This is a genomic window from Eikenella sp. NML070372 (assembly GCF_001648415.1).
GTDB lineage: Bacteria > Pseudomonadota > Gammaproteobacteria > Burkholderiales > Neisseriaceae > Eikenella > Eikenella exigua.
The window spans coordinates 350,614-371,895 of record NZ_LXSN01000004.1 but is presented as its reverse complement, the minus strand read 5'-3'; the positions used below and the strand labels follow the sequence as shown (position 1 = coordinate 371,895).

Sequence of the window (21,282 nt, the reverse complement as noted above, 5' to 3'; positions counted from 1 at the left end):
TTCAAAGTAGGAATGAGATCAGGTGGCTAGCCATAGACAGTACAGGTTAGTAAGGCAAGCTAACGCTGTATCATCCCTAATTGATTTTCCCGCCGTCATCCCGTTTGGCGTAGCGCCCGCTGCTGGCTTATAATCCATAGCTTTTCAATCTATCCGAAACCATCGGCAAAACCTCATCATGCAAGAACACTACCAACCCTCACTCACCGAACCCGCTGCGCAGAAAAAATGGGCTGCCGAACGCGTGTTCAATGTGTCCGAAGACGCTTCCAAACCCAAATTCTACTGCCTCTCCATGTTCCCCTATCCCAGCGGCAGGCTGCACATGGGGCATGTGCGCAACTACACCATCGGCGATGTGCGCAGCCGCTTCAAAAAAATGCAGGGGTTCAACGTGTTGCAGCCAATGGGTTGGGACGCGTTCGGCATGCCCGCCGAAAATGCGGCGATTAACCACCAAGTCGCGCCGTCCAAATGGACGTATGAAAACATTGCCTATATGCGCAAGCAGTTGCAGAGCCTGGGCTTTGCGCTGGATTGGGAGCGCGAAATCGCCACCTGCCGCCCGGAATACTACCGCTGGGAGCAACTCCTGTTTACCAAGCTGTTTGAAAAAGGCATTGTGTACAAGAAACTAGGCACGGTGAACTGGGACCCGATTGACCAAACCGTGCTGGCGAACGAACAGGTGATTGACGGGCGCGGCTGGCGTTCCGGCGCGCTGGTGGAAAAGCGCGAAATCCCGATGTACTACTTCAAAATCACCGATTATGCCGAGCAGCTGCTGGCGGATTTGGACGATTTGGACTGGCCGGAACAAGTGAAAACCATGCAGCGCAACTGGATTGGCAAATCGCGCGGCATAACGGTGCGTTTTCAGGTAGCCGCCGACAGCCGCGAAGGGCTACCTGAAAACCACCGCGAGTTTGTGCAGGTGTACACCACCCGACCCGACACGCTGATGGGCGCGACGTATGTGGCCGTGGCCGCCGAGCATCCGCTGGCCGCCGCCGCTGCCGAAAAGCAGCCTGCACTGCAAGCGTTCATTGCCGAATGCAAGGCCGGCAGCGTGGCGGAAGCCGACATGGCGACCATGGAGAAAAAAGGCATGCCCACCGGCCGTTTCGTCATCAACCCGCTCAACGGCGAGCGGCTGGAAGTGTGGGTGGCGAACTATGTGCTGTGGGGCTACGGCGACGGCGCGGTGATGGCCGTGCCCGCGCATGACGAGCGCGATTTTGCCTTTGCAAAACAGTATAATCTACCGATTAAACAAGTGATTAGCGTGGACGGCCAGCCGTTTGACGCGGCGCAATGGCAGGACTGGTATGCCGACAAGGAAAACGGCGTGCTGGTGAACAGCGGCGATCTGGACGGTTTGAATTTCCAAGAAGCCTTCGATGCCATCGCCGCCAAGTTGCAGGCTGCTTCTGCGGGCGAGCCGAAAACGCAATACCGCCTGCGCGACTGGGGCATTTCGCGCCAACGCTATTGGGGCTGCCCCGTGCCGATTATCCATTGCGATACCTGCGGCGACGTGCCCGTGCCCGAACAAGATTTGCCCGTGGTGCTGCCTGAAAACGTCGTGCCCGACGGCGCAGGCTCGCCGCTGGCCAAAATGCCCGAATTTTACGAGACAAAATGTCCGAAATGCGGCGGCGCGGCCAAGCGCGAAACCGACACCATGGACACGTTTGTGGAATCGAGCTGGTACCAGTTCCGCTATATGTCGCCGCGCGACGACGCGCACATGGTTGCGCCCGAAGCCGCCGCGTATTGGGGGCAGGTTGATCAATATATCGGCGGTATCGAACACGCCATTCTGCACCTTTTATATGCCCGTTTCTTTACTAAACTGATGAACGACGAAGGCATTGTGTCGGTGCGCGAGCCGTTCAAACAACTGCTCACGCAGGGCATGGTGCTGGCAGCGACGTATTTCCGCGAAGGCGCGGACGGCAAAAAAACCTGGTTCAACCCCGCCGAAGTGCGCGTGCAGACCGACGACAAAGGCCGCCCCGTGTCCGCCGTGCTGGAAGCGGACGGGCAGCCCGTGGTCATCGGCGGCGTGGAAAAAATGTCCAAATCCAAAAACAACGGTGTGGACCCGCAGCAAATCATCGATGCCTACGGCTCGGACACCGCCCGCCTGTTTATGATGTTCGCCAGCCCGCCCGAGCAGTCGCTGGAATGGTCGGATGCAGGCGTGGAAGGCGCACACCGCTTCCTGCGCCGCCTGTGGCGCACCGTGTACGAATTCGTGCAAAACGGCGGCAGCGGCGTGAGCAAGTTTTCAGGTAGCCAGGAAGCCCTGTCAAGCAGCCTGAAAGACCTGCGCTTCAAACTGCACAGCACCATCGCCAAAGTAACGGACGACTACGACCGCCGCCAGCAGTTCAACACCGCCATCGCCGCCGTGATGGAGCTGCTGAACCAATACGATGCCACCGCCAAAAACGGCGCATTCGCCGAAACACACGGCCGCGAAGTGGCGCAGGAAACTCTCGAAACCGTACTGCTTCTGCTGTGGCCCATCGTGCCGCATATTTGCGAAAACCTTTGGGAGCAGCTGCGCGAGGGCGGTAATGTGTGGCAACAGCCCTGGCCAAAAGCCGACCCTGCCGCGCTGGTGCAAACCGAGATGGAGATGATGGTGCAGGTAAACGGCAAACTGCGCGATAAAATCACTGTTCCTGCCGAGGCCGACAAAGCCACCATCGAAGCTGCCGCTCTCGCCACTGCCGGTGCGCAGAAGTTTATGGAAGGCAAAGAGCCGAAGAAAATCATCATCGTGCCGAAACGGCTGGTGAATATCGTGGTGTAAGGCCGTTTGGTTGAATAAAGGCTACCTGAAAACCGATTTAGCTTCTTCAGGTAGCCTGTTTTTCAGCAAGAAAAAACTTGGTAATCATCTCCCCGCCGCAATACGAAGGCTACCTGAAATTTCAGGTAGCCTTTATGTACCACCCCCTTTGCCCAACCCTCTTCCCAAACAACACCCTGCCCTCCCCTCGCATTCAATTCTCACCCAATCCGCTATATAATACCGTCATCCCAATTTCCATCTGAAACGCACACCATGAGCAAGCTCACCAAACCCATCGTCCTCCTCATTCTCGACGGCTTCGGCCACCGCCTCGAAGGCGACGACAACTCTGTCCTTCTCGCCAACACGCCCAATCTCGACCGCCTCAAAGCCCAATACGCCTACGGCACGATCGATGCCTCCGAGCGCATGGTCGGCCTGCCCTCCGGCCAGTTCGGCAACTCCGAAGTGGGGCATTTGAACATCGGTGCCGGCCGCGTAGTGGCGCAAGACATCACGCGCATCGATATGGCCATCGAAAACGGTTCGCTCGCGCAAAACCCCGCCCTCACCGCCGCCTGGCAAAGCCCCACGAAAACCGTGCATCTGCTCGGCTGCTTCTCCGACGGCGGCGTGCACAGCCACATCAACCATTTCTTCGCCGTAGCCGACGCTGCTCTGGCCGCCGGCATGCAGAAAATCGTGTTCCACCCCTTCCTAGACGGCCGCGACACCCCGCCGCAAAGCGCGGAAGGCTACCTGAAAACCCTGCAAAGCTATTGCGAACAGCATCCGCAAGTGAAAGTGGGCTGCGTGGTCGGCCGCTTCTTCGCCATGGACCGCGACAACCGCTGGGAGCGCGTTGAGCAGGCCTACAACGCCCTGTTCGGCCAAGCCCAATTCCGCGCCGACACGCCGCTGCAAGCCCTGGCCGCCGCCTATGAACGCGGCGAACACGACGAATTCGTCCAGCCCACCGTTATCGACCCCGCAGCCGCCCTGCACGACGGCGATGCGGTTGTCTTCATGAACTTCCGCGCCGACCGCGCCCGCGAGCTCACCCAAGCCCTGCTGTTCGACGATTTCCAAGGCTTCCAACGCCAGCAGCGCTTCCGCCCCGGCTATTTCACCTCGCTTACCAGCTACGGCAGCCAATACCACTTCCCCGTGCTGTTTGCCCAAGAAAGCATCCGCAACGGCTTGGGCGAATACCTATCTGCCCAAGGCATAAGCCAGCTGCGTATTGCCGAAACCGAGAAATATCCGCACGTTACCTACTTCCTCAGCGGCGGCCGCGAAGAGCCCTATCCCGGCGAAGAGCGCATCCTCGTGCCCTCGCCCAAAGTCACCACCTACGATTTACAGCCCGAAATGAGCGCACCGCAAGTGTGTCAGCACATCCTCGACAGCCTCGCCGCCAAGCGTTTCGATGTGATCCTGTGCAACTTCGCCAACGGCGACATGGTCGGCCACAGCGGCGTGCTGGCTGCCACCATCAAAGCGGTGGAAACGCTCGACGACTGTGTGGGCAAAATCGTGGCTGCCGCTCAAGCAGCCGGCGGCGAAGTGCTGATTACCGCCGACCACGGCAACTGCGAGCAGATGTTCGATCCCGCCAACGGTCAGCCGCACACCCAGCACACCACCAACCCCGTGCCCTTCCTGTATGTCGGCCGCCCCGCCCGCATCAAGGCCGGCGGCGCGCTGAAAGACATCGCCCCCACCCTCCTCGCCATGCTCGGCCTGCCTAAGCCGCAGGAAATGAGTGGCGAGAGCCTGATTGAGTTTGTTTGACTGCCCAGCAGCGGGCTACCTGAAAGCTTCAGGCAGCCCCCACCCGCCATGAGCTTCCTCACTATCCTCGCCCTCGCCTTCGGCATGTCTATGGACGCCTTTGCCGCCGCCATCGCCCAAGGCGCCGCCATCGGCACACCCACCCGCCTGGGCACACTGCGCACCGCCGCCGTGTTCGGCAGCGTGGAAACCCTTACCCCGCCCATCGGCTGGGCAATCGGCTCCGTGGCACAACGCTACATCGCCGATTGGGACCATTGGATCGCCTTCATCCTGCTGCTCTTGCTCGGCCTGCGCATGATTTACGGCGCGCTGCAGCCGGAACAGCACGTCGGGGAACAATCTGCAGAGGCACAGCCAGAAAGCGGCCAATCCGGCCGCCGGCCGCCCTCGCCGCTCATGCTCGTCGCCATCGCCTTCGCCACCAGCATCGACTCCATGATCGTCGGCGTCGGCCTGGCCTTCCTCGAAGTCAACATCCTGCTTACCGCCCTCACCATCGGCCTGGCCACTACCATCATGGCCGCCATCGGCCTGCGCTTGGGCAGCCTCCTGGGCAGCGCCATCGGCAAACGCGCCGAAATCCTCGGCGGCCTCGTACTCATCGGTATCGGCACACTCATCCTCGCCGAACACCTCAATTTCCTCTAAACCCTTTCAGGTAGCCTCTCCTTTTTTTCAGGTAGCCTCATGAAGCACAAAATCCTCATTCTCCTCGCCCTCCTCTGCAGCATCCTGCCCGCCGCCGCCGCGCCCAAAGACGACCTGCGCCAAGTACAGCGCGCCATCGGCGAGAGCAACCGCAAGCTCCAACAGCAGCAAAGCGAACAACGCCAGCTGCAAAGCAACATCCGCCAAACCCAAAGCGAACTCGACACCGTGCGCCGCGAGCTCGACCGTCTCACCCGCAGCCGCCAAACCGCCTGGCGCGAGCTGCAAGCCATGCAGGCCAAGCTCGACAGCCTGCAAACCCGCATCCAAAACACCCAAGCCCAAGCCGCCCGCCTGCTCAACAGCCGCTACCGCAACCATCAGCCCAACGCCGTCACCCTGTTCCTGCAAAACGCCGACCCCCAGCAGAAAGGCCGCCACCTCGAATACCTGCGCCACCTCAACCAAGCCAACGCCCAGGCCCTTAGCCAGCTGCAACACAACCGCCAAGAGCTCAAACAGCAGCAAGACAGCATCAACGAGCAGCTGAAGCGGCTCGACGCCCTCAAACGCCAGCAGCAAACCACCGCCGCCCGCCTCGGCCGCCAACAGCAACAGCAGCAACGCCAACAGCAAAGCCTCGAGCAAGACATCAGCCGCGAAACCGCCAAGCTGCAAACCCTGCGCCAAAACGAAAGCCGCCTCAACGGCCTCATCGCCAGCCTCAGCCGCCGCTCCGCCCAACGGCAGGAAGCCGAACGCCAGCGCCGTGCCCAAGCCCTGCGCCAACGCCGCCAGCAGCAAGCCCAAAACGGCAACCAACCCACCCCACGTCCGCACAAGCTACCTGAAAGCGAACGCAACGAAGCCCGTCAACACGACACCCCAACACCAGAAAACCCCAACCGCAACACCCTCACCGCCGAAGACCTCGCCCTCGAAGCCTCCGAAGCCCAAGAGCCGCAAAGTCACGGCTTCAGCCGCATGCAAGGCCGCCTGCAACGCCCCGCCAGCGGCAACATCAGCGGCCGCTTCGGCCAAGCCCGCCCCGGCGGCGGCACCTGGAAAGGCCTCTTCATCAGCACCCCACCCACCGCCGTGCGCAGCATCGCCGAAGGCGAAGTCGCCTATGCCGCCCCCCTGCAAGGCTACGGCAACACCGTTATCGTCGACCACGGCAGCGGCTACCTCAGCATCTACACCGGCCTCTCCCAAATCAGCGCCGGCGCAGGCAGCCGCGTATCCCCCCGCCAAACCATCGGCCGCAGCGGCAGCCTCCCCGACGGCGAAAACGGCCTCTACTTCGAAATCCGCTACCGCAACCAAGCCATGAACCCCACTTCATGGGTGAATTAATCAAACCAAACAGTCGACCTTTAGCTTTGCAGAAACCTCGCTGCGCTACATTTTCAGGCAGCCTCCACTCACACAGAACCTACTAAAATTCCTCATTTAGCATTTATTTACCCCCACCCCCTTGCTGGAACAGGAAAATTTGCCTAAAGTTCAATCTGGCTGAGCAGCAGGCTACCTGAAAACCAAATAGCCCCGCCACTGCAAACCATCCCAGCCACCTAATCAGCAAACTGAAAGACAAAAACTCATTATGTCCAACAACACCTTCAAAAAAATTGCCCTCTACACCCTGGGCACCTTCACCGGCATCGCCGTGAGCCTGAGCATGCAGAGCTTTGCCGAAACCCGCAGCCAGCAGCCCCTGCCCGTGGATTCCCTGCGCACCATGGCCGAAGTGTACAGCCAGGTGAAAGCCAACTACTATCAAGACAAAACCGACGACGAAATCCTCGAAGGCGCGCTCAAAGGCATGGTTGCCCACCTCGATCCGCACTCCGAATACATGAACACCAAAGACTATGCCGACCTACAGGAAAATACTAAAGGTGAATTTGGCGGCTTAGGCATGGAGGTCAGTTCTGAAAATAACTTCATCAAAATCGTTGCCCCGATTGAAGATACGCCGGCCGAACGTGCCGGTATCCAAAGTGGCGACTACATCATCAAAATCGATGATGCCTCCACCCTCAACATGAGTGTAAACGATGCCGTGAAGCGCATGCGCGGCGAGCCCGGCACCAAAATTACCCTTACCCTCACCCGAAAAGACGCGCCCCAGCCCATCGTGGTTACCCTTACCCGCGCCATCATCAAAGTGCGCAGCGTGCGCCACGACCTCATCGAGCCCAGCTACGGCTACCTACGTATCAGTCAGTTCCAAGAACGTACCGTGCCTGCTATGGTTGAGGCTCTGCAAACTATGCGCCACACCAACGGCGGCCCTCTCAAAGGCCTCGTCATCGACCTGCGCGACGACCCTGGCGGCCTGCTCAATGGCGCAGTGGGCGTATCTGCCGCCTTCCTGCAAAATGGCCAGCTCGTGGTGAGTACCAAAGGCCGCAACGGCAAAGAAAACATGAACCTCAAAGCCCAGCCCGCCGACTACCAAATCGGCAGCAGCAAAGACCCGCTTGCTGGCCTGCCTGCCGAATTTAAAACCATCCCCATCACCGTGTTGATTAACTCCGGCTCCGCCTCCGCCTCCGAGATCGTGGCCGGCGCCCTGCAAGACCACAAACGCGCCGTGATTGTGGGTACCCAAAGCTTCGGCAAAGGCTCCGTACAATCCGTGATGCCCCTTTCCAACGGCGGCGCACTGAAGATCACCACCCAGCTCTACTACACCCCCAGCGGCCGCTCCATACAAGCCCAAGGTATCATGCCCGACGTGGAAGTGGCTGATAAAACCCGCCGTTATGAAAGCCGCGAAGCCGACCTCTCCGGCCACCTGAGCAACCCCAACGGCGGCCACGAAGTGCGCGGCCGTGCACTGAACAACCACAGCGCCGAAAACAAAGCCGCCTCCGAGCCCGCTGCCAAAGACGAGGCCGACAACAACCCCGCCACCCGCTACAAACCCGATCCGGCCAAAGACGACCAATTGCGCCGCGCTTTGGAACTGGTGAAAGCTCCACAACAATGGCGCGCCTCCCTGGGCCAGGCCGCCACCCGCCCGGCCAAACCGATTGAGCACTAAGCGGATTAAGCAAGCAAAAAGGCTATCTGAAAATATTTCAGGTAGCCTTTTATATTGCGCTTGCACCACAGTCTACTGCCATATTGTCTGCAGCTCGCTGTCCTGTGAAAAATGTGTTCCGGCTAGAGATTGAAACATGAGAGACCGATTGAAACTTTGTTGGTACTTACTCTTTCAGGCAGCCTTTGCTGTGGCATAGAGGCTACCTGAAAATAATCCGGCATCGGTGCAGCAATGCCGCCCAGCTGCGAACCAGCCTACGGGGCTGCCGTTTTAGCTTCGCAGAAACTCAGTTTGAGCTGCGCCCAAACATCGTTTTAACTGTGTTGAAGCTGCGCTTTCAGGTAGCCTTCTGCTGCGCTATTTCTGCCAATATGCCTTCACGTTCACAAATTCATACAAGCCAAATTCGGAAAGCTCACGCCCGAAGCCGGAGTCTTTCACGCCGCCGAAGGGCAGGCGCAGGTCGCTGCTGGTGTGGCGGTTGATGAATACGCTGCCGGCTTCGATTTGCTGGCCGAGCTCCCAGGCTTTGTCGAGGTTGGCGGAGTAGATGCTGGCACCGAGCCCGAAGGGGTTGTCGTTGGCCAGGCGCACGGCGTCGGTGGCATCGCGGGCGTGGAAAATGCCCACGGCGGGGCCGAACACTTCTTCGCGGTACATGCGGCAGGCAGGAGTGATGTTGTCGAGCACGGTGGCCGGGTAGAAGGTGGTATCGGCTTCGTTGGGCAGTTCGCCGCCGAGCAGGAGTTTGGCACCGTGTTCGAGCGCGTCTTGCACTTGTTCGTGCACTTGCAACTGCAGGTCTTTGCGGTGCAGCGGGGCGAGGGTGGTGTCGGGATCGAGCGGACAGCCGGGGGTGAGGCGGCGGCAGTGTTCGAGGAAGAGTTGGGTGAATTCCGCGGCGATGCCTTTGGTGAGAATGATGCGTTTGCCGGCGTTGCAGGATTGGCCGGCATCGCGGAAACGGGCATAGCAGGCATCGGCAGCGGCTTGGGCGATGTCGGCATCGTCGAGCACGATGAAGGCGTTGCTGCCGCCAAGCTCCATCACGGATTTTTTCAGATGACTTCCGGCGTAGCCGGCAAGGCGGCGGCCGACGTCGGCAGAGCCGGTGAAGGCCAAGGCATCGGTTTTGGCAATGGCGTATTCCACATCTTCATGTGCCAACCAAGTGGCTCGCCAGGGCAATTCGCTGCCAACAATATCAAACAAGGCGGCGGTGACACGGGCCACGCTGGGTGCGGGTTTTACCAAGCAGGCATTGCCGGAGCACAAGGCGGGCACGGCAAAGCGGATAATCTGCCATACGGGGTAGTTCCACGGCATCACGGCCAGCACCACGCCCAAGGGCTCGAAGCGCACTTGGCTGAGGCTGGCCTGGGTGGCGATGGTTTGGTGTTGCAGAAGCTGGGGGGCGAGCTTCACATAATAGCGGATGAGGGAGACGGATTTATCCATCTCGGCTTCGCATTCGCGCAGGCAGCGGCCGACTTCTTCGCAAATCATGCGGGCGAGCTTGGTTTTTTCGGCTTCGAGGTGGTCGACAAAGGCAGCAAGCATAGCCACCCGCGCCTGTACGCCGGCAGCGGCAAAGCGGCGCTGGGCGGTGCGCATTTCAGCCAAGCTTTGGCTGAAGGCGTCCATGCTGTCGGCGGGGCGTTCGTATAGCAAGGTGTTACTGACGACGTTTCGGCTATAGAACATAGTGTTTCCTTTCTCTATTTGCTTTGGATTAAATGGTTTTAGCGGGCAGCCCGTACAGCAGGCTACCTGAAAGCGCAGCTTTAACGAAGCTAAAACAAGCCCTGCTGGCTTCTGCGAAACTAAAACTTGATGCGATTATTTTTATTATTTTTATAAACTGCCTTGCCCTACCCTTTTTCGGCCACGACGAAGGCCACGACCGCGCCGTTATCGTCACTCAGGCTCAAATGCACCCGCCCGATGCCTTGTTGGCGCAGCCATTCCTGCAAGGGCGGCTCCACCACGAATTCCGGGCGGCCGAGTTTGTCGTGGGCGATGGAAATGTGGTGCAGCGTTACCGGCGAGCGCAAGCCGGTGTGCACGGCTTTAGCAAAGGCTTCTTTGGCGGCAAACCGCTTGGCCAGAAAGTTTGCCTTGTTGCCGACGGAGCGCCACTCCAAAAGTTCGATGCGGCTGAGCAGGCGTTCGGCCAATGCCTGGCCGTATTTGTCGTATAGCTGCTCGATGCGCTCGATACGCAGGATGTCGGTGCCGATGCCGTAGATCATTGAGTATTCCTGTTGTGCAAGGTAGTGGGCGCATTGTAGCGCATTTTGGCTGCAGCCTTACAGGTGGGGCGGCAGAGGCTTGCCGGGATTGGCATATTTTTCAGGCAGCCTCACAGCCGTTCTGCAAATCTTCCGCGCAAAACAAAGCCGCATCTATTTGCAAGATGCGGCAGCGTTTATGCAGCAAGCGGCTTAGGCCATGGCTTTAATTTTGGCAGCCAAGCGGCTTTTGTGGCGGGCGGCTTTGTTTTTGTGGAACACGCCTTTGTCGGCGATGCGGTCCATCACTTTGGTGGCTGCCACGAATTCGGCTTGGGCAGCGGCTTTATCGCCACTTTCCACAACCTTCAAAACTTTCTTCACTGCGGTACGGAAAGCAGTACGCAGGCTGGCATTGTGTGCACGGTTTTTCTGCGACTGGCGGGCGCGTTTGCGTGCCTGGGCGCTATTGGCCATATGAAAAATCTCCTGATAAGTAAAATAAAATCCGTAAGCGCGGCATTTTACTGGCGATGTTGCCTAAATGCAAGCAGCCACGAGCTATTTTCGGCAAACGGCGGGTAAGTAGGGAAAGAACGTTTGCCTGATACAACAAAACCGAGGCGGCCTAGCGCATTTTCCAGCCAGCCTCCAAAGCCAAACGAAAGGCTACCTGAAACTTTAGCTACGCCGAAACTTCGCTGTGCTGCGTTTCAGGTAGCCTTTGCAAACAACGCCTGCCCTGCCCGACTATTTCTCGCGCCGGTAGAACCCGCTATCCATATATGCCGACACGCCCTCGCGCAGCAACACCAGCGTTACCGCGGCCAAAGGCAGCGCCAGCAGCATGCCCACAAAACCCAACAGGCTGCCGAAAGCCATCAAGGCGAAAATTACCCAAAACGGCGAAAGCCCGATGCGATCGCCCACAATCTTCGGCGTGATAAAGAAACTCTCCAGAAACTGCCCCACGGCAAACACCGCCCACACCGTAATCAGCCCCTGCCAAGTGCCAAACTGCAACAGCGCAGCTATCGTGGCCAGCAGCAGGCCGGTGAACGCTCCCAAATACGGCACAAACACCAAGAGCCCCGCCACCATCCCGATAGCAAAACCAGACTCCAAACCGTCCAGCATCAGGCCCAAACCGTAGAGCAGGCCCATGATCAGCATCACTATCAGTTGCCCACGCAAAAATTCGCCCAACACCGTATCCATATTGCCGCCGATGCGCGCATAGGCCGCCAGATAACGGCGCGGAATCATGGTATTAATCCCCTCTGCCCAGCGCGACCAATCCAGCAAAAAGTAATACAGCAAAAATGGCAGCACCATCAAATTACCCAAACTGGTTACCAAACTGCCACCCTGTTCCAGCAAGGCTGGCAGCGCCTTGGAAAGCCCTGCCTGAACACTGCCCACATGGCCGCTTAGCCATTTCGATACCGATTGGTCGTTTAACACCCAATGCGTGCCCAGCATATGATTAATCCAAGGCAGCGCCTTATTTTGCGCAAATGCCACCAATTCCGGCAGTTTATCCAGCAAACTGACAAATTGCTGCACCAACATCGGCACCACAATCAGCAACAGCAACACCAACAGCAATAGCGTAAATACCATCACCAGCATCGCCGCCGCCCCGCGCCGCAGCCTGTGCCGGCAAAGCTTTTCCACCAGCGGGTTCAAAATATAGGCCAACACTGCAGCCACCACAAACGGCGAAAGCACATCGCGCATCTGCACAATTAAAAGCACCACCGCCAACAATAGCGCCATGCCCACCACCCATGGCAGCCAGCTACGCTTCTTCGTTTGATACATACTACAGCCTCTTTAAATTCATCCGGCACACGCCGCGTCGCGCGCATTATCCGGTGTCAACCCATAAAAAACAAATGATTTCACACATAATCCACAACCAAAGGCTACCTGAAACCACTCCCTATTTTCAGGTAGCCTTTCCAAACAACTTGACTGCCTATCCCGCCATCGCTACATTCCCGCCATCCCATTCCATCCCCGCCCAACCATGAACTACGCCCTTAATGCCATCTGGTGGCAGCTGAGCCACCCCGCCGTGCGCGACCTCACCGCCCTACTCACCGCCCCGCCCCTATGGTACAGCGGCTGCGAGCTCACCATCCCCCGCCTGCTCGGCAGCCAAGGCTTCCGCTTTCTGCTCAGCCTCGACAGCCAGCCCGCCCCGCTGCAACAATGGCTCGAGCAAGAAGCCCCCTTCGGCCACCGCCTTGGCCACTACGCCGAAAGCCTGCTCGCCTTCTGGCTTGCCCACGCCCCCCATTGCCAACTTATCGCCCGCGACCACCCCATCCACAGCGAAAGCGGCCAACCCCTCGGCGCCGCCGACTTCCTCTGCCTGCTCGACTCTACCCCCTACCACCTCGAACTCACCTGCAAATACTACGGCGGCACAGCACCCAACGATTTCCAAGGCCTCAACCCCGCCGACACCCTGCTTGGCAAAGCCGCCAAACTGCAACAACAATGCCGCCTCTTCCATACCCCCCAAGCCCGTGCCCAACTGCCCGCACCACTCCAAGGCTACCTGAAAACGAGCGAAGCGAGTTTCTGCGAAGCTAAAACGAACGAAGCAAGCCCCCGCGAAGCCAATACGGGCAAAACAGATTGCCGCCAACCCCAAAACCTTAGCCAAGCCCTCAACACCGCCACCATCATCCGCGGCATCGGCTTCACCCCAAACGGCATCCTCAACGGCAGCCCCCTCAATCCCCTTGGCTGGAGCGGCCTCTTCCTCCCACAATGGGCAGACTACCCCACCCAAGCCGCACAACGCTTCCACCCCCTGCCCCGCCTCGCCTACCTCGCGCCCGCCCGCGTTCCCTTGGAACAAACCATCAATGCTGCCGAGCTCGTTCACCAAGCCCCCGGCCTCATCGCCGTGGTCGAACCGCGCCCCGACGGCATGTGGCACGAAACACAACGCCTAATGTGCCGCGGCTGAATAACAATACCGAACAACAAAAAGGCTACCTGAAACCATACAAACAGTTTTCAGGTAGCCTTTCAAACGGGGCAGCATCAACCGGAGGCAAACCCGTTTAACGCGTTACCTCCACCCCCACGCCCACTTTGCCATAAGGCGTAACGCTGCTATTGCCGTTGCCCAAATCCACCGAGCCGCGCGCACCCACATGGCCGTTGCCGCCGCTCACGCCCACGCCAACGCCACAAGCCGACAACAGGGCGGCCAACACCGCAGCAGCGGCTAATCGATATGTTGCTTTCATGGTTTTTCCTTTCATCCAATTAAATACAAAACAAGTATTTTCAAATAATAGCACAATCATTTTCAGGTAGCCTCTATAGCACAGCAGGCTACCTGAAAGCCCCGCTTCAACGAAATGAAAACGAAGTAGCCGAAGACGACGGGGTTCTGCAAAACTAAAATCAGCCGCCCGCCTTATGCCCCTCTGCCACCCGCACATAATGCGCTGCCGAATAAGGCAGAAACGCCAGCTCCTCCGCCGTAAGCCGCCGCACTTACTTTACCGGCGAGCCCACATACAAATAGCCGCTTTCCAGCCGTTTGCGCGGCGGCACCAAGCTGCCCACCCCGATCATCACATCATCTTCAATCACAGCATCATCCAACACAATGCTGCCCATTCCCACCAACACACGGTTGCCAACGGTGCAGCCGTGCAGCGTAACATGATGGCCGATGGTGCAATCCTCGCCGATGATCAGCGGCGAACCTTCCGGCTTGCTGTCCGTTTTGGGGCTCACATGCAGCATCACATGATCTTGAATATTGCTGCCCCGCCCCACACGGATGCTGTTCACATCCCCGCGCAACACGGCAAACGGCCATACCGACACCTCCTCAGCCAACACCACATCCCCCGCCACCAAGCACAGCGGATCGAGATAACAACTGCCATGTACCTGCGGCACGGCATCCAAATAAGGGCGGATATTGCTCATGGAAACTCCTTGTTCGTATCAAGCCGCAAAGGCTACCTAAAAATCGGATGGCGGCAAAGCCGGGCTGCGGTTTTAGCTGTGCAGGAACCGAGTCGGCAGCATAACAATACCGCCCTCCCCCATTGCCGCCCTATCCTGCCACAAAAGGCTACCTGAAACTTCCCCAGCCACCCAGCAGCAAGCACACGCATTAGCGTTATAATTCCACCTTTGCCCGCGCTTTTTTCAGGTAGCCTCATGGACATCATCCAATACCCCAACTCCCCCTTCAAACTCCACCCACCCTTCCCGCCCGCAGGCGACCAGCCTACCGCCATTGCCGGCCTGCTCGAAGGGCTTTCAGACGGCCTGGCCTACCAAACCCTGCTCGGCGTAACCGGTTCGGGCAAAACCTACACCATGGCGAACGTCATCGCCCAAAGCGGCCGCCCCGCCATCATCATGGCGCACAACAAAACCCTTGCCGCCCAGCTCTACGCCGAAATGCGCGAGTTTTTCCCCGAAAACGCGGTGGAATATTTCGTCTCCTACTACGACTATTACCAACCCGAAGCCTATGTGCCCAGCCGCGACCTGTTCATCGAAAAAGACAGCGCGATCAACGAACACATCGAACAGATGCGCCTTTCCGCCACCAAAAACCTGATGACGCGCGACGACGTGATTATCGTCGCCACCGTGTCCGCCATTTACGGTATCGGCGACCCGACCGAGTATCAACAAATGGTGTTGTCCGTCAAAGAAGGCGACACCATCGAGCAGCGTGACATCATCGCCACGCTTGTTTCCATGCAGTACGAACGCGGCGATTTGGACTTCAAACGCGGCAGCTTCCGCGTGCGCGGCGACGTGATTGACGTGTATCCCGCCGAAAGCTCCGAAAACGCCTTGCGCATCAGCCTGTTCGACGACGAAATCGACCGCCTCGATATGTTCGACCCGCTTTCAGGTAGCCTTATCCAGCGCGTCGGCCGCTACACCGTCTTCCCGTCCAGCCACTACGTTACCCCGCGCGACACCGTATTGCGCGCCTGCGAATCCATCAAAGAAGAATTGCGCGAACGCGTCGAATTTTTCGCCCGCGAACAACGCCCCGTCGAGCAACAACGCATCGAACAGCGCACCCGCTTCGACCTCGAAATGCTCTACGAAATGGGCTTCTGCAAAGGCATCGAAAACTACTCCCGCCACTTCTCCGGCAAAAAAGAAGGCGAACCGCCGCCCACGCTGATGGACTACCTGCCCGACAACGCCATCATGTTCATCGACGAAAGCCACGTTACCGTTACCCAAATCGGCGGCATGTACAAAGGCGACGCATCGCGCAAGCAAAACCTCGTCGATTACGGCTTCCGCCTGCCTTCCGCCCGTGACAACCGCCCGCTCAAATTCCACGAATTTGAAAAAGTCATGCCGCAAACCGTCTTCGTTTCCGCCACCCCCGCCAAATACGAAGAAGAACACGCCGGACAAGTGGTCGAACAAGTCGTCCGCCCCACAGGGCTGGTCGACCCCCAAATCATCATCCGCCCCGTTGCCACCCAAGTCGACGACTTAATGAGCGAAATCAACGACCGCATCCAAAAAGGCGAACGCGTACTCGTTACCACCCTCACCAAACGTATGGCGGAGCAACTCACCGACTATTACAGCGAACTCGGCATCAAAGTGCGCTACCTGCACAGCGACATTGACACCGTAGAGCGCGTTGAAATCATTAGAGATTTACGGCTAGGCCTGTTTGACGTACTCGTCGGCATCAACCTGTTGCGCGAAGGCTTGGACATTCCCGAAGTCTCCCTCGTCGCCATCCTCGACGCCGACAAAGAAGGCTTCCTGCGCTCGCACCGCAGCCTGATTCAAACCATAGGCCGCGCCGCGCGCAACGTGAACGGCGTCGCCATCCTGTACGCCGACAAAATCACCGACTCCATGAAAACCGCCATCGACGAAACCGAACGCCGCCGCGAAAAACAGATGAAATTCAACGAAGAACACGGTATCGTGCCGCAGCAGATTAAAAAACAGGTCAAAGACATCATCGACGGCGTGTACCACGAAGAAGACAGCGGCAAAGGTCGTCTGAAAGGCAAAAACAAGGTTAAAGTTGGCGGAATTCACAACGAAGAAGACGCGATTAAAGAAATCGCCAAACTCGAAAAAGCCATGCAGCAGGCGGCTAGGGATTTGCAGTTTGAAGAGGCGGCGGTGTTACGGGATAGGATACGGGGGATTAAAGAGAATCTGCTTTGGGGGGCAGAGTAAATTTTTAAAAAGAATTTTGGAGATTAAATATGGATAAAGATTTATTGGAAAAAATTATTTTAGTAGTATTTTCTACTTCTCTTGGTTGGTTAATATCGCAATTAACTGGTTTTGCTAAAACCTATTTTGAAAGAAAGAAAATTATTAAACTACTATATGAAGAATTATCGGATATACAAAAAGAGGTGGAAAGAATCTTACACTATCATGCTAGAAACCTGCAGTTATATGGAGCAAATAAAATTGGTCAATATGCAATGATTGGCATATCAAATCCCATATACACAAATTATTACAAAGATACCTTATTAATTTTAAACCAAAATCAAAGAATTTCTTTTCAAATGATACATAAATTAGTTCATGAACTCTTAAATAAGTTGTCTATAGAACATGAAAAGGCGCAAGATATGTATAGGAGAGATGGTATAACGAGCTCTATTAAAATTCAAGGAGAAGAAATTGGCGAACTATCAAAAGCAGGATATTTTAATTGTCTTACTTTAAACTGGCATATTAATTTTCATTTAATTAATAAAATAGACCCTGATTTATCGCTATATTCAAAAACTCATGCGGATTATCTAATATTTCTAGAAACTATTAATGAAAAAATTGAAGAATTAATAGCTTCAGGAAAGAATATTAAAACTGAAGATTTTGAAAAAATTTATCACGAATATTATTTCAGTTCAGTAAAGCAAGCGTAGGTTGAGCAACCATAGTAAGCATAGCCCACATTCCCACCAGCCACGCACACACGCGTTCTTTGCCGTCCAACCATTGTTTCAAACTTTCAGACGACCTCAAACGTCGTCTGAAAACCTCTTAGCGCAAAGGCCGTCTGAAAAACAGTTTTCATAAAGCCAAAACCTTGAGGGTCTGTCTATTTTCTCCTACAAACCCAAAAAACCAGCCTGCACTTCCAAATCTCGAAAGCAAGCCGTAGCCCGCATCCCCACCAACCGCGTGCGTGGCTGCTCCGCACACCTTGCCTACTTCTGATACTTCTCCCAAAAGGCTACCTGAAATTTTCAGGTAGCCTTCTTCTCCCCTTCATCATCGAAATATCCCTGCACCAAGTCCAGCACATTTTCCAGTAGCGGGTCGTGCTGCCTTTCGTGCCAAGCGAGAACCACGCTGTTAATCCAGATGTCGTCGTCCAGCGGCCGCAGCACGGCGTTGCCGGGTAGGTAGCGGGCGGAGGACACGGGTACGAGCGCCACGCCCTGCCCGCAGCCGGCGAAGGCCACCTGCAGGGCGATGGTGCGCACTTCGTGCAGGATATTGGGCACAAAGCCGGCGCATTGGCAGGCGGCAAGCAGGGCGTCGAAAGAACCGGGGCTGACTGCGCGCTCAAACATCACAAAGCCTTCGCAAGCCAGGTCTTTTAAATCTATCGATTCTCGTTTGGCAAAGGGATGGCTTTTCGGCAACACCACGGCCAGCGGCTCGCGGCGCAGGGTGTGCAGGCGGATGGTGCTGTCCCACGGGATTTCCAGGCGGGCGAAGGCAAGGTCAATGTCGCCCGCTTGCAGCAGCGGCTCGGCGTCGCCGCTGTCGATTTCGCGCACGCGCACGGTGAGCGCGGGATAGTGCCAGTGGATGTGCTCAATGAGTGGCGGCACCTCTTCCAACAGCGCCACGGTAATCGCACCAATATGCAAAATGCCGCTGTGGCCGGCGGCGATTTCCTGCACGGTAGTTTGCAGCCGCTGCATCTGCTCGGCAAATTTGCGCACGGCGGGCAAGATGGAATAGCCGGCGGCGGTGAGTTTGGTGCCGCGCCGCGAGCGTTCAAACAGCACCATACCCAAGGCCTGCTCGAGCTGTTTGATATGTTCGGTGAGCGGCGGTTGTGACATATTCAGCCGCTCGGCGGCACGCCCGAAGTGTTCTTCTTCGGCCACGGCAAGAAACATCCACAAATGGCGAATGAGGCGGAAATTTATCATCTGCTTTCCCTATCACAGGCTTCCTTAACCAGTATTTTATATATCAAGAAACCGGTTGTATAGTATGGCTACCTGAGTATTTGTGAGTATGTAAATGTTCGGTATTATTAATTTTTCTGCTTATTTGCTCGCCGTGTTGCTGCTGGTGTTGCTGCCCGGGCCGAATATGATTTACTGCTTATCAGTGGCCGGGCAATACGGCACCAAAACGGGTTGGAGCGCCTTCGCCGGCATCTTTGTCGGCAATGGCGTGTTGATTGTGGCTTCCACTTTCGGCGCCAGCGCCCTGCTGCAAACCTATCCTTCTTTATTTAACGCGCTGCAACTGGCCGGCGGCGCATACTTGGCCTATTTGGGCATCATGCTGCTGCGTGAAGGCTGGCTCAAATTGCATCATGCTGCCGCTGCCAAAGCCGACAGCCATACTGCTGAAGGCACCCTGCTGCAAGTGTTCCGCAAATCGCTCACCATTTCCTTGCTCAATCCGCAAAGCCTGCTGTTTTTCCCCGCCATCATGGTGCAGTTTGTCGATATCCGCTACGAACACCCGCACCTGAGCTTCCTGCTCTTGGGCGGCACCTTCCAGCTGTGCAGTCTGCTGTGCATGGGTACGCTGATTCTGATGGCGAACTCAGTTGGCCGCGTGGGCACCAAATACAGCCGTGTGGCTGCGTTCGGCAAAAGCGGTGCCAGTGCCCTGTTTATCTTCTTCGCAGCCAAACTATGGCTGGCCACCGCCATCGTCTAAACTCAATCCTAGCTTGCTGCTTCAGGCTACCTGAAAATAGTGTGCCGCACTTCCACACCAAACTCCTATCCGCAACAGCCACGATTTTCCAGGTAGCCTTTTTTTGTGGACAGCAGATACCGCTTCCACCATTTTCAAGTAGCCTGTCTTTTACACAAAGAGGCTACCTGAACACTATCTGCCCAACTCTTTTTTCCAATACCGATTATTTTTCAGCTAGCCTTCTCCCCAGCCAAGGCTACCTGAAAACCTGCTAGAGTCTGCTGACAGCTACTTTTCCAAGCGGATTTTTGCCCCAAAGGCGGCAGATTCAAGGCGGAAACCGCAGTAAGGTTGGACACCTTGCGAGAACTTCCAACGCGGAAGATGCCGCCTTTGGGGCAAAAAGACGCGGAAACCAGCAGTTGTCAACAGCCCCTAAACTATTGCTGCCAATCCGCTTTAGGCTATAATCGCCATTTTTCATTATCTTCCGGTTTCCTTTTGAAATTCGCTACCCGCTTGCGCCGCGCGCGCCGCTACCGACCTTATCAGCCGAAGGCGGTAATGCCGGCACACTATATTTCCTGCCATTCCTGCGGGCTTGAGCTGCGCCTGCCGCCGCTCAAGCCGGGGAAAGCGGCGTTTTGCCCGCGCTGCGGCCATCCGCTGGCGCGTGTGGAAACCAACCCGTTTCTGCTGCCACTGGCGCTGGCTTTGGCTTCGCTGGTTATGCTGGCGGTGGTGTTTTCCGGGCTGTATATGCATGTTACGGTGTTGGGCCTAGAGGTGCCGCTCACTATGCCGGAAATGATGAAGGTGCTGATTTTGCAGAAATCCAGCTTTTTGGCCGAGGTGATGTTTGTGCTCACCTTCGGCGCGCCGTTTTTCTTCTGCCTGCTGTGTTTGTATGTGTATGGCGGGCTGCTGTGGGGCAAGCCGCCGCCTGGTGTGCTGCGGGCCACGCGCTGGCTGGTGCGGCTGCGCGGCTGGATGATGGTGGATGTGTTTTTTATTTCCACGCTGGTGGCCTACATCAAGCTGGGCAAAGTGGCGGAAGTGCATTTCGGGCCGGCGTTTTATTTGATGTTTGTGCTGTCCGTGCTGCTTATCCGCACTGCGCTTTCCGTGCCGGAGCATTGGGTGTATTACCAAATCCGGCGGCTGCGTGGGGATAAGGATTTGGTGCGACCAGAAGGCGGCTCGGTGTTTTGCGGCAAGTGTTTGTTTGAGCGGCCGGCACACGAAACCGAATGCGAAATTTGCGGCTCGGGGCTGCACAAACGGCGGCCAAACAGTCTGAGCTTGAGCTTGGCACTATTGATTACTTCTGTGATTTTGCTGCTGCCGGCCAATCTGATGACGATTATGGTGTCGTCCAACCCCACGGTTATCGAACGCAGCACGATTTTCAGCGGTATCCGGTTTATGTGGCGCGACGGCGACCACTACATTGCCATGATTATTTTCAGCGCCAGCATTATGGTGCCGTGGCTGAAGATCATCGCCATGGGCGTGCTGCTGTATGCGGCGAAGTTCGGCACCAAGATGGCGCCGCAGAAGCTTTCCAAGCTGTATTTGCTTACGGAATCCATCGGGCGTTGGTCGATGATTGATATTTTCGTCATCATCATGCTGATGTCCACTTTCCGCACGCACATGGCGCGGGTGGTGCCCGGGCCGGCGGCGCTGTATTTCTGCTTGGTGGTGCTGCTCACCATGCTGTCGGCACATTTTTTCGACCCGCGCCTGATGTGGGACAAAGCTGCCCAGCGCAACACAAAGGCTACCTGAAACCATTAGGGCTGCCCGAACCATTTTCAGGTAGC

18 protein-coding genes and 1 pseudogene are annotated in these 21,282 nt (G+C 56.8%); 12 read left to right on the top strand and 7 right to left on the bottom strand.

From position 1 onward, the window contains the following. Window positions 1-178 precede the first annotated feature (178 nt). From leuS to A7P97_RS03585, 6 genes are all read left to right on the top strand, one after another. Window positions 179-2,824 (top strand): leucine--tRNA ligase, encoded by a 2,646-nt coding sequence (gene leuS / locus A7P97_RS03605; protein ID WP_067530425.1) that lies wholly within the window; start codon window positions 179-181, stop codon window positions 2,822-2,824. A 77-nt stretch (window positions 2,825-2,901) separates the two neighbouring features. Further along, complete coding sequence (locus A7P97_RS10035) at window positions 2,902-3,069, top strand: hypothetical protein (protein ID WP_156497475.1); 168 nt, start codon at window positions 2,902-2,904, stop codon at window positions 3,067-3,069. Window positions 3,070-3,079: 10 nt separating this feature from the next. After that, entirely contained in the window at window positions 3,080-4,600 is a 1,521-nt protein-coding gene (gene gpmI / locus A7P97_RS03600) for a 2,3-bisphosphoglycerate-independent phosphoglycerate mutase (protein ID WP_067530424.1), read from the top strand. A 48-nt stretch (window positions 4,601-4,648) separates the two neighbouring features. Further along, window positions 4,649-5,251, top strand: a complete 603-nt coding sequence (locus A7P97_RS03595) for a manganese efflux pump MntP family protein (RefSeq protein ID WP_067530423.1) — start codon at window positions 4,649-4,651, stop codon at window positions 5,249-5,251. A gap of 39 nt (window positions 5,252-5,290) precedes the next feature. After that, window positions 5,291-6,607 (top strand): murein hydrolase activator EnvC, encoded by a 1,317-nt coding sequence (locus tag A7P97_RS03590; RefSeq protein WP_067530422.1) that lies wholly within the window; start codon window positions 5,291-5,293, stop codon window positions 6,605-6,607. Window positions 6,608-6,857: 250 nt separating this feature from the next. Beyond that, on the top strand, window positions 6,858-8,303 hold the full coding sequence (locus tag A7P97_RS03585) for a S41 family peptidase (RefSeq protein ID WP_067530421.1): 1,446 nt from the start codon (window positions 6,858-6,860) through the stop codon (window positions 8,301-8,303). A 360-nt stretch (window positions 8,304-8,663) separates the two neighbouring features. Here A7P97_RS03585 and A7P97_RS03580 read toward each other — a convergent pair whose 3' ends face one another. From A7P97_RS03580 to A7P97_RS03565, 4 genes are all read right to left on the bottom strand, one after another. Further along, window positions 8,664-10,010 (bottom strand): aldehyde dehydrogenase family protein, encoded by a 1,347-nt coding sequence (locus A7P97_RS03580; protein ID WP_067530420.1) that lies wholly within the window; start codon window positions 10,008-10,010, stop codon window positions 8,664-8,666. A 167-nt stretch (window positions 10,011-10,177) separates the two neighbouring features. After that, window positions 10,178-10,558, bottom strand: a complete 381-nt coding sequence (gene acpS / locus A7P97_RS03575) for a holo-ACP synthase (protein ID WP_003823347.1) — start codon at window positions 10,556-10,558, stop codon at window positions 10,178-10,180. A gap of 192 nt (window positions 10,559-10,750) precedes the next feature. Beyond that, window positions 10,751-11,014, bottom strand: a complete 264-nt coding sequence (gene rpsT / locus A7P97_RS03570; protein WP_003823349.1) for a 30S ribosomal protein S20 — start codon at window positions 11,012-11,014, stop codon at window positions 10,751-10,753. Window positions 11,015-11,287: 273 nt separating this feature from the next. Next, on the bottom strand, window positions 11,288-12,361 hold the full coding sequence (locus tag A7P97_RS03565) for an AI-2E family transporter (RefSeq protein WP_067530419.1): 1,074 nt from the start codon (window positions 12,359-12,361) through the stop codon (window positions 11,288-11,290). A 74-nt stretch (window positions 12,362-12,435) separates the two neighbouring features. Here A7P97_RS03565 and A7P97_RS10030 point away from each other — a divergent pair, with 74 nt between their 5' ends. Further along, the gene (locus A7P97_RS10030) at window positions 12,436-12,573 is read left to right on the top strand and encodes a hypothetical protein (RefSeq protein ID WP_156497474.1); all 138 of its coding nucleotides are present in this window, start codon (window positions 12,436-12,438) and stop codon (window positions 12,571-12,573) included. Continuing rightward, window positions 12,570-13,523: a DUF1853 family protein gene (locus A7P97_RS03560; protein WP_067530418.1), complete on the top strand. Its 954-nt coding sequence runs from the start codon at window positions 12,570-12,572 to the stop codon at window positions 13,521-13,523. The genes A7P97_RS10030 and A7P97_RS03560 overlap by 4 nt, the downstream gene beginning before the upstream one ends. A gap of 97 nt (window positions 13,524-13,620) precedes the next feature. Here A7P97_RS03560 and A7P97_RS03555 read toward each other — a convergent pair whose 3' ends face one another. Continuing rightward, window positions 13,621-13,809: a hypothetical protein gene (locus tag A7P97_RS03555; protein WP_023886233.1), complete on the bottom strand. Its 189-nt coding sequence runs from the start codon at window positions 13,807-13,809 to the stop codon at window positions 13,621-13,623. A 160-nt stretch (window positions 13,810-13,969) separates the two neighbouring features. Then, window positions 13,970-14,506: pseudogene (locus A7P97_RS03550) on the bottom strand (gamma carbonic anhydrase family protein). A gap of 237 nt (window positions 14,507-14,743) precedes the next feature. Between A7P97_RS03550 and uvrB the strand changes: the two are divergent. Beyond that, window positions 14,744-16,771, top strand: coding sequence for an excinuclease ABC subunit UvrB (gene uvrB / locus A7P97_RS03545; RefSeq protein ID WP_067530417.1), 2,028 nt, complete (start codon window positions 14,744-14,746; stop codon window positions 16,769-16,771). Between the two features lie 29 nt (window positions 16,772-16,800). Then, window positions 16,801-17,481: a hypothetical protein gene (locus A7P97_RS03540; RefSeq protein WP_067530416.1), complete on the top strand. Its 681-nt coding sequence runs from the start codon at window positions 16,801-16,803 to the stop codon at window positions 17,479-17,481. A gap of 324 nt (window positions 17,482-17,805) precedes the next feature. Here A7P97_RS03540 and A7P97_RS03535 read toward each other — a convergent pair whose 3' ends face one another. Next, entirely contained in the window at window positions 17,806-18,726 is a 921-nt protein-coding gene (locus A7P97_RS03535; RefSeq protein ID WP_067530415.1) for a LysR substrate-binding domain-containing protein, read from the bottom strand. A 94-nt stretch (window positions 18,727-18,820) separates the two neighbouring features. On the opposite strand from A7P97_RS03535, the gene leuE reads away from it, so the two are divergent. Together leuE and A7P97_RS03525 are read left to right on the top strand one after the other, a co-directional pair. Further along, window positions 18,821-19,474, top strand: a complete 654-nt coding sequence (leuE, locus tag A7P97_RS03530; RefSeq protein ID WP_067530414.1) for a leucine efflux protein LeuE — start codon at window positions 18,821-18,823, stop codon at window positions 19,472-19,474. A gap of 546 nt (window positions 19,475-20,020) precedes the next feature. After that, complete coding sequence (locus tag A7P97_RS03525; RefSeq protein WP_125080623.1) at window positions 20,021-21,247, top strand: paraquat-inducible protein A; 1,227 nt, start codon at window positions 20,021-20,023, stop codon at window positions 21,245-21,247. The last annotated feature ends 35 nt before the right edge of the window (window positions 21,248-21,282 follow it).

Excerpts from the sequence above, each read along its gene's own strand:
- leuS (WP_067530425.1), top strand. The coding sequence starts at position 179 with ATGCAAGAACACTACCAACCCTCACTCACCGAACCCGCTGCGCAGAAA.
- gpmI (WP_067530424.1), top strand. The coding sequence starts at position 3,080 with ATGAGCAAGCTCACCAAACCCATCGTCCTCCTCATTCTCGACGGCTTC.
- A7P97_RS03595 (WP_067530423.1), top strand. The coding sequence starts at position 4,649 with ATGAGCTTCCTCACTATCCTCGCCCTCGCCTTCGGCATGTCTATGGAC.
- A7P97_RS03590 (WP_067530422.1), top strand. The coding sequence starts at position 5,291 with ATGAAGCACAAAATCCTCATTCTCCTCGCCCTCCTCTGCAGCATCCTG.
- A7P97_RS03585 (WP_067530421.1), top strand. The coding sequence starts at position 6,858 with ATGTCCAACAACACCTTCAAAAAAATTGCCCTCTACACCCTGGGCACC.
- A7P97_RS03580 (WP_067530420.1), bottom strand. The coding sequence starts at position 10,010 with ATGTTCTATAGCCGAAACGTCGTCAGTAACACCTTGCTATACGAACGC.
- acpS (WP_003823347.1), bottom strand. The coding sequence starts at position 10,558 with ATGATCTACGGCATCGGCACCGACATCCTGCGTATCGAGCGCATCGAG.
- rpsT (WP_003823349.1), bottom strand. The coding sequence starts at position 11,014 with ATGGCCAATAGCGCCCAGGCACGCAAACGCGCCCGCCAGTCGCAGAAA.
- A7P97_RS03565 (WP_067530419.1), bottom strand. The coding sequence starts at position 12,361 with ATGTATCAAACGAAGAAGCGTAGCTGGCTGCCATGGGTGGTGGGCATG.
- A7P97_RS10030 (WP_156497474.1), top strand. The coding sequence starts at position 12,436 with ATGATTTCACACATAATCCACAACCAAAGGCTACCTGAAACCACTCCC.
- A7P97_RS03560 (WP_067530418.1), top strand. The coding sequence starts at position 12,570 with ATGAACTACGCCCTTAATGCCATCTGGTGGCAGCTGAGCCACCCCGCC.
- A7P97_RS03555 (WP_023886233.1), bottom strand. The coding sequence starts at position 13,809 with ATGAAAGCAACATATCGATTAGCCGCTGCTGCGGTGTTGGCCGCCCTG.
- uvrB (WP_067530417.1), top strand. The coding sequence starts at position 14,744 with ATGGACATCATCCAATACCCCAACTCCCCCTTCAAACTCCACCCACCC.
- A7P97_RS03540 (WP_067530416.1), top strand. The coding sequence starts at position 16,801 with ATGGATAAAGATTTATTGGAAAAAATTATTTTAGTAGTATTTTCTACT.
- A7P97_RS03535 (WP_067530415.1), bottom strand. The coding sequence starts at position 18,726 with ATGATAAATTTCCGCCTCATTCGCCATTTGTGGATGTTTCTTGCCGTG.
- leuE (WP_067530414.1), top strand. The coding sequence starts at position 18,821 with ATGTTCGGTATTATTAATTTTTCTGCTTATTTGCTCGCCGTGTTGCTG.
- A7P97_RS03525 (WP_125080623.1), top strand. The coding sequence starts at position 20,021 with ATGCCGGCACACTATATTTCCTGCCATTCCTGCGGGCTTGAGCTGCGC.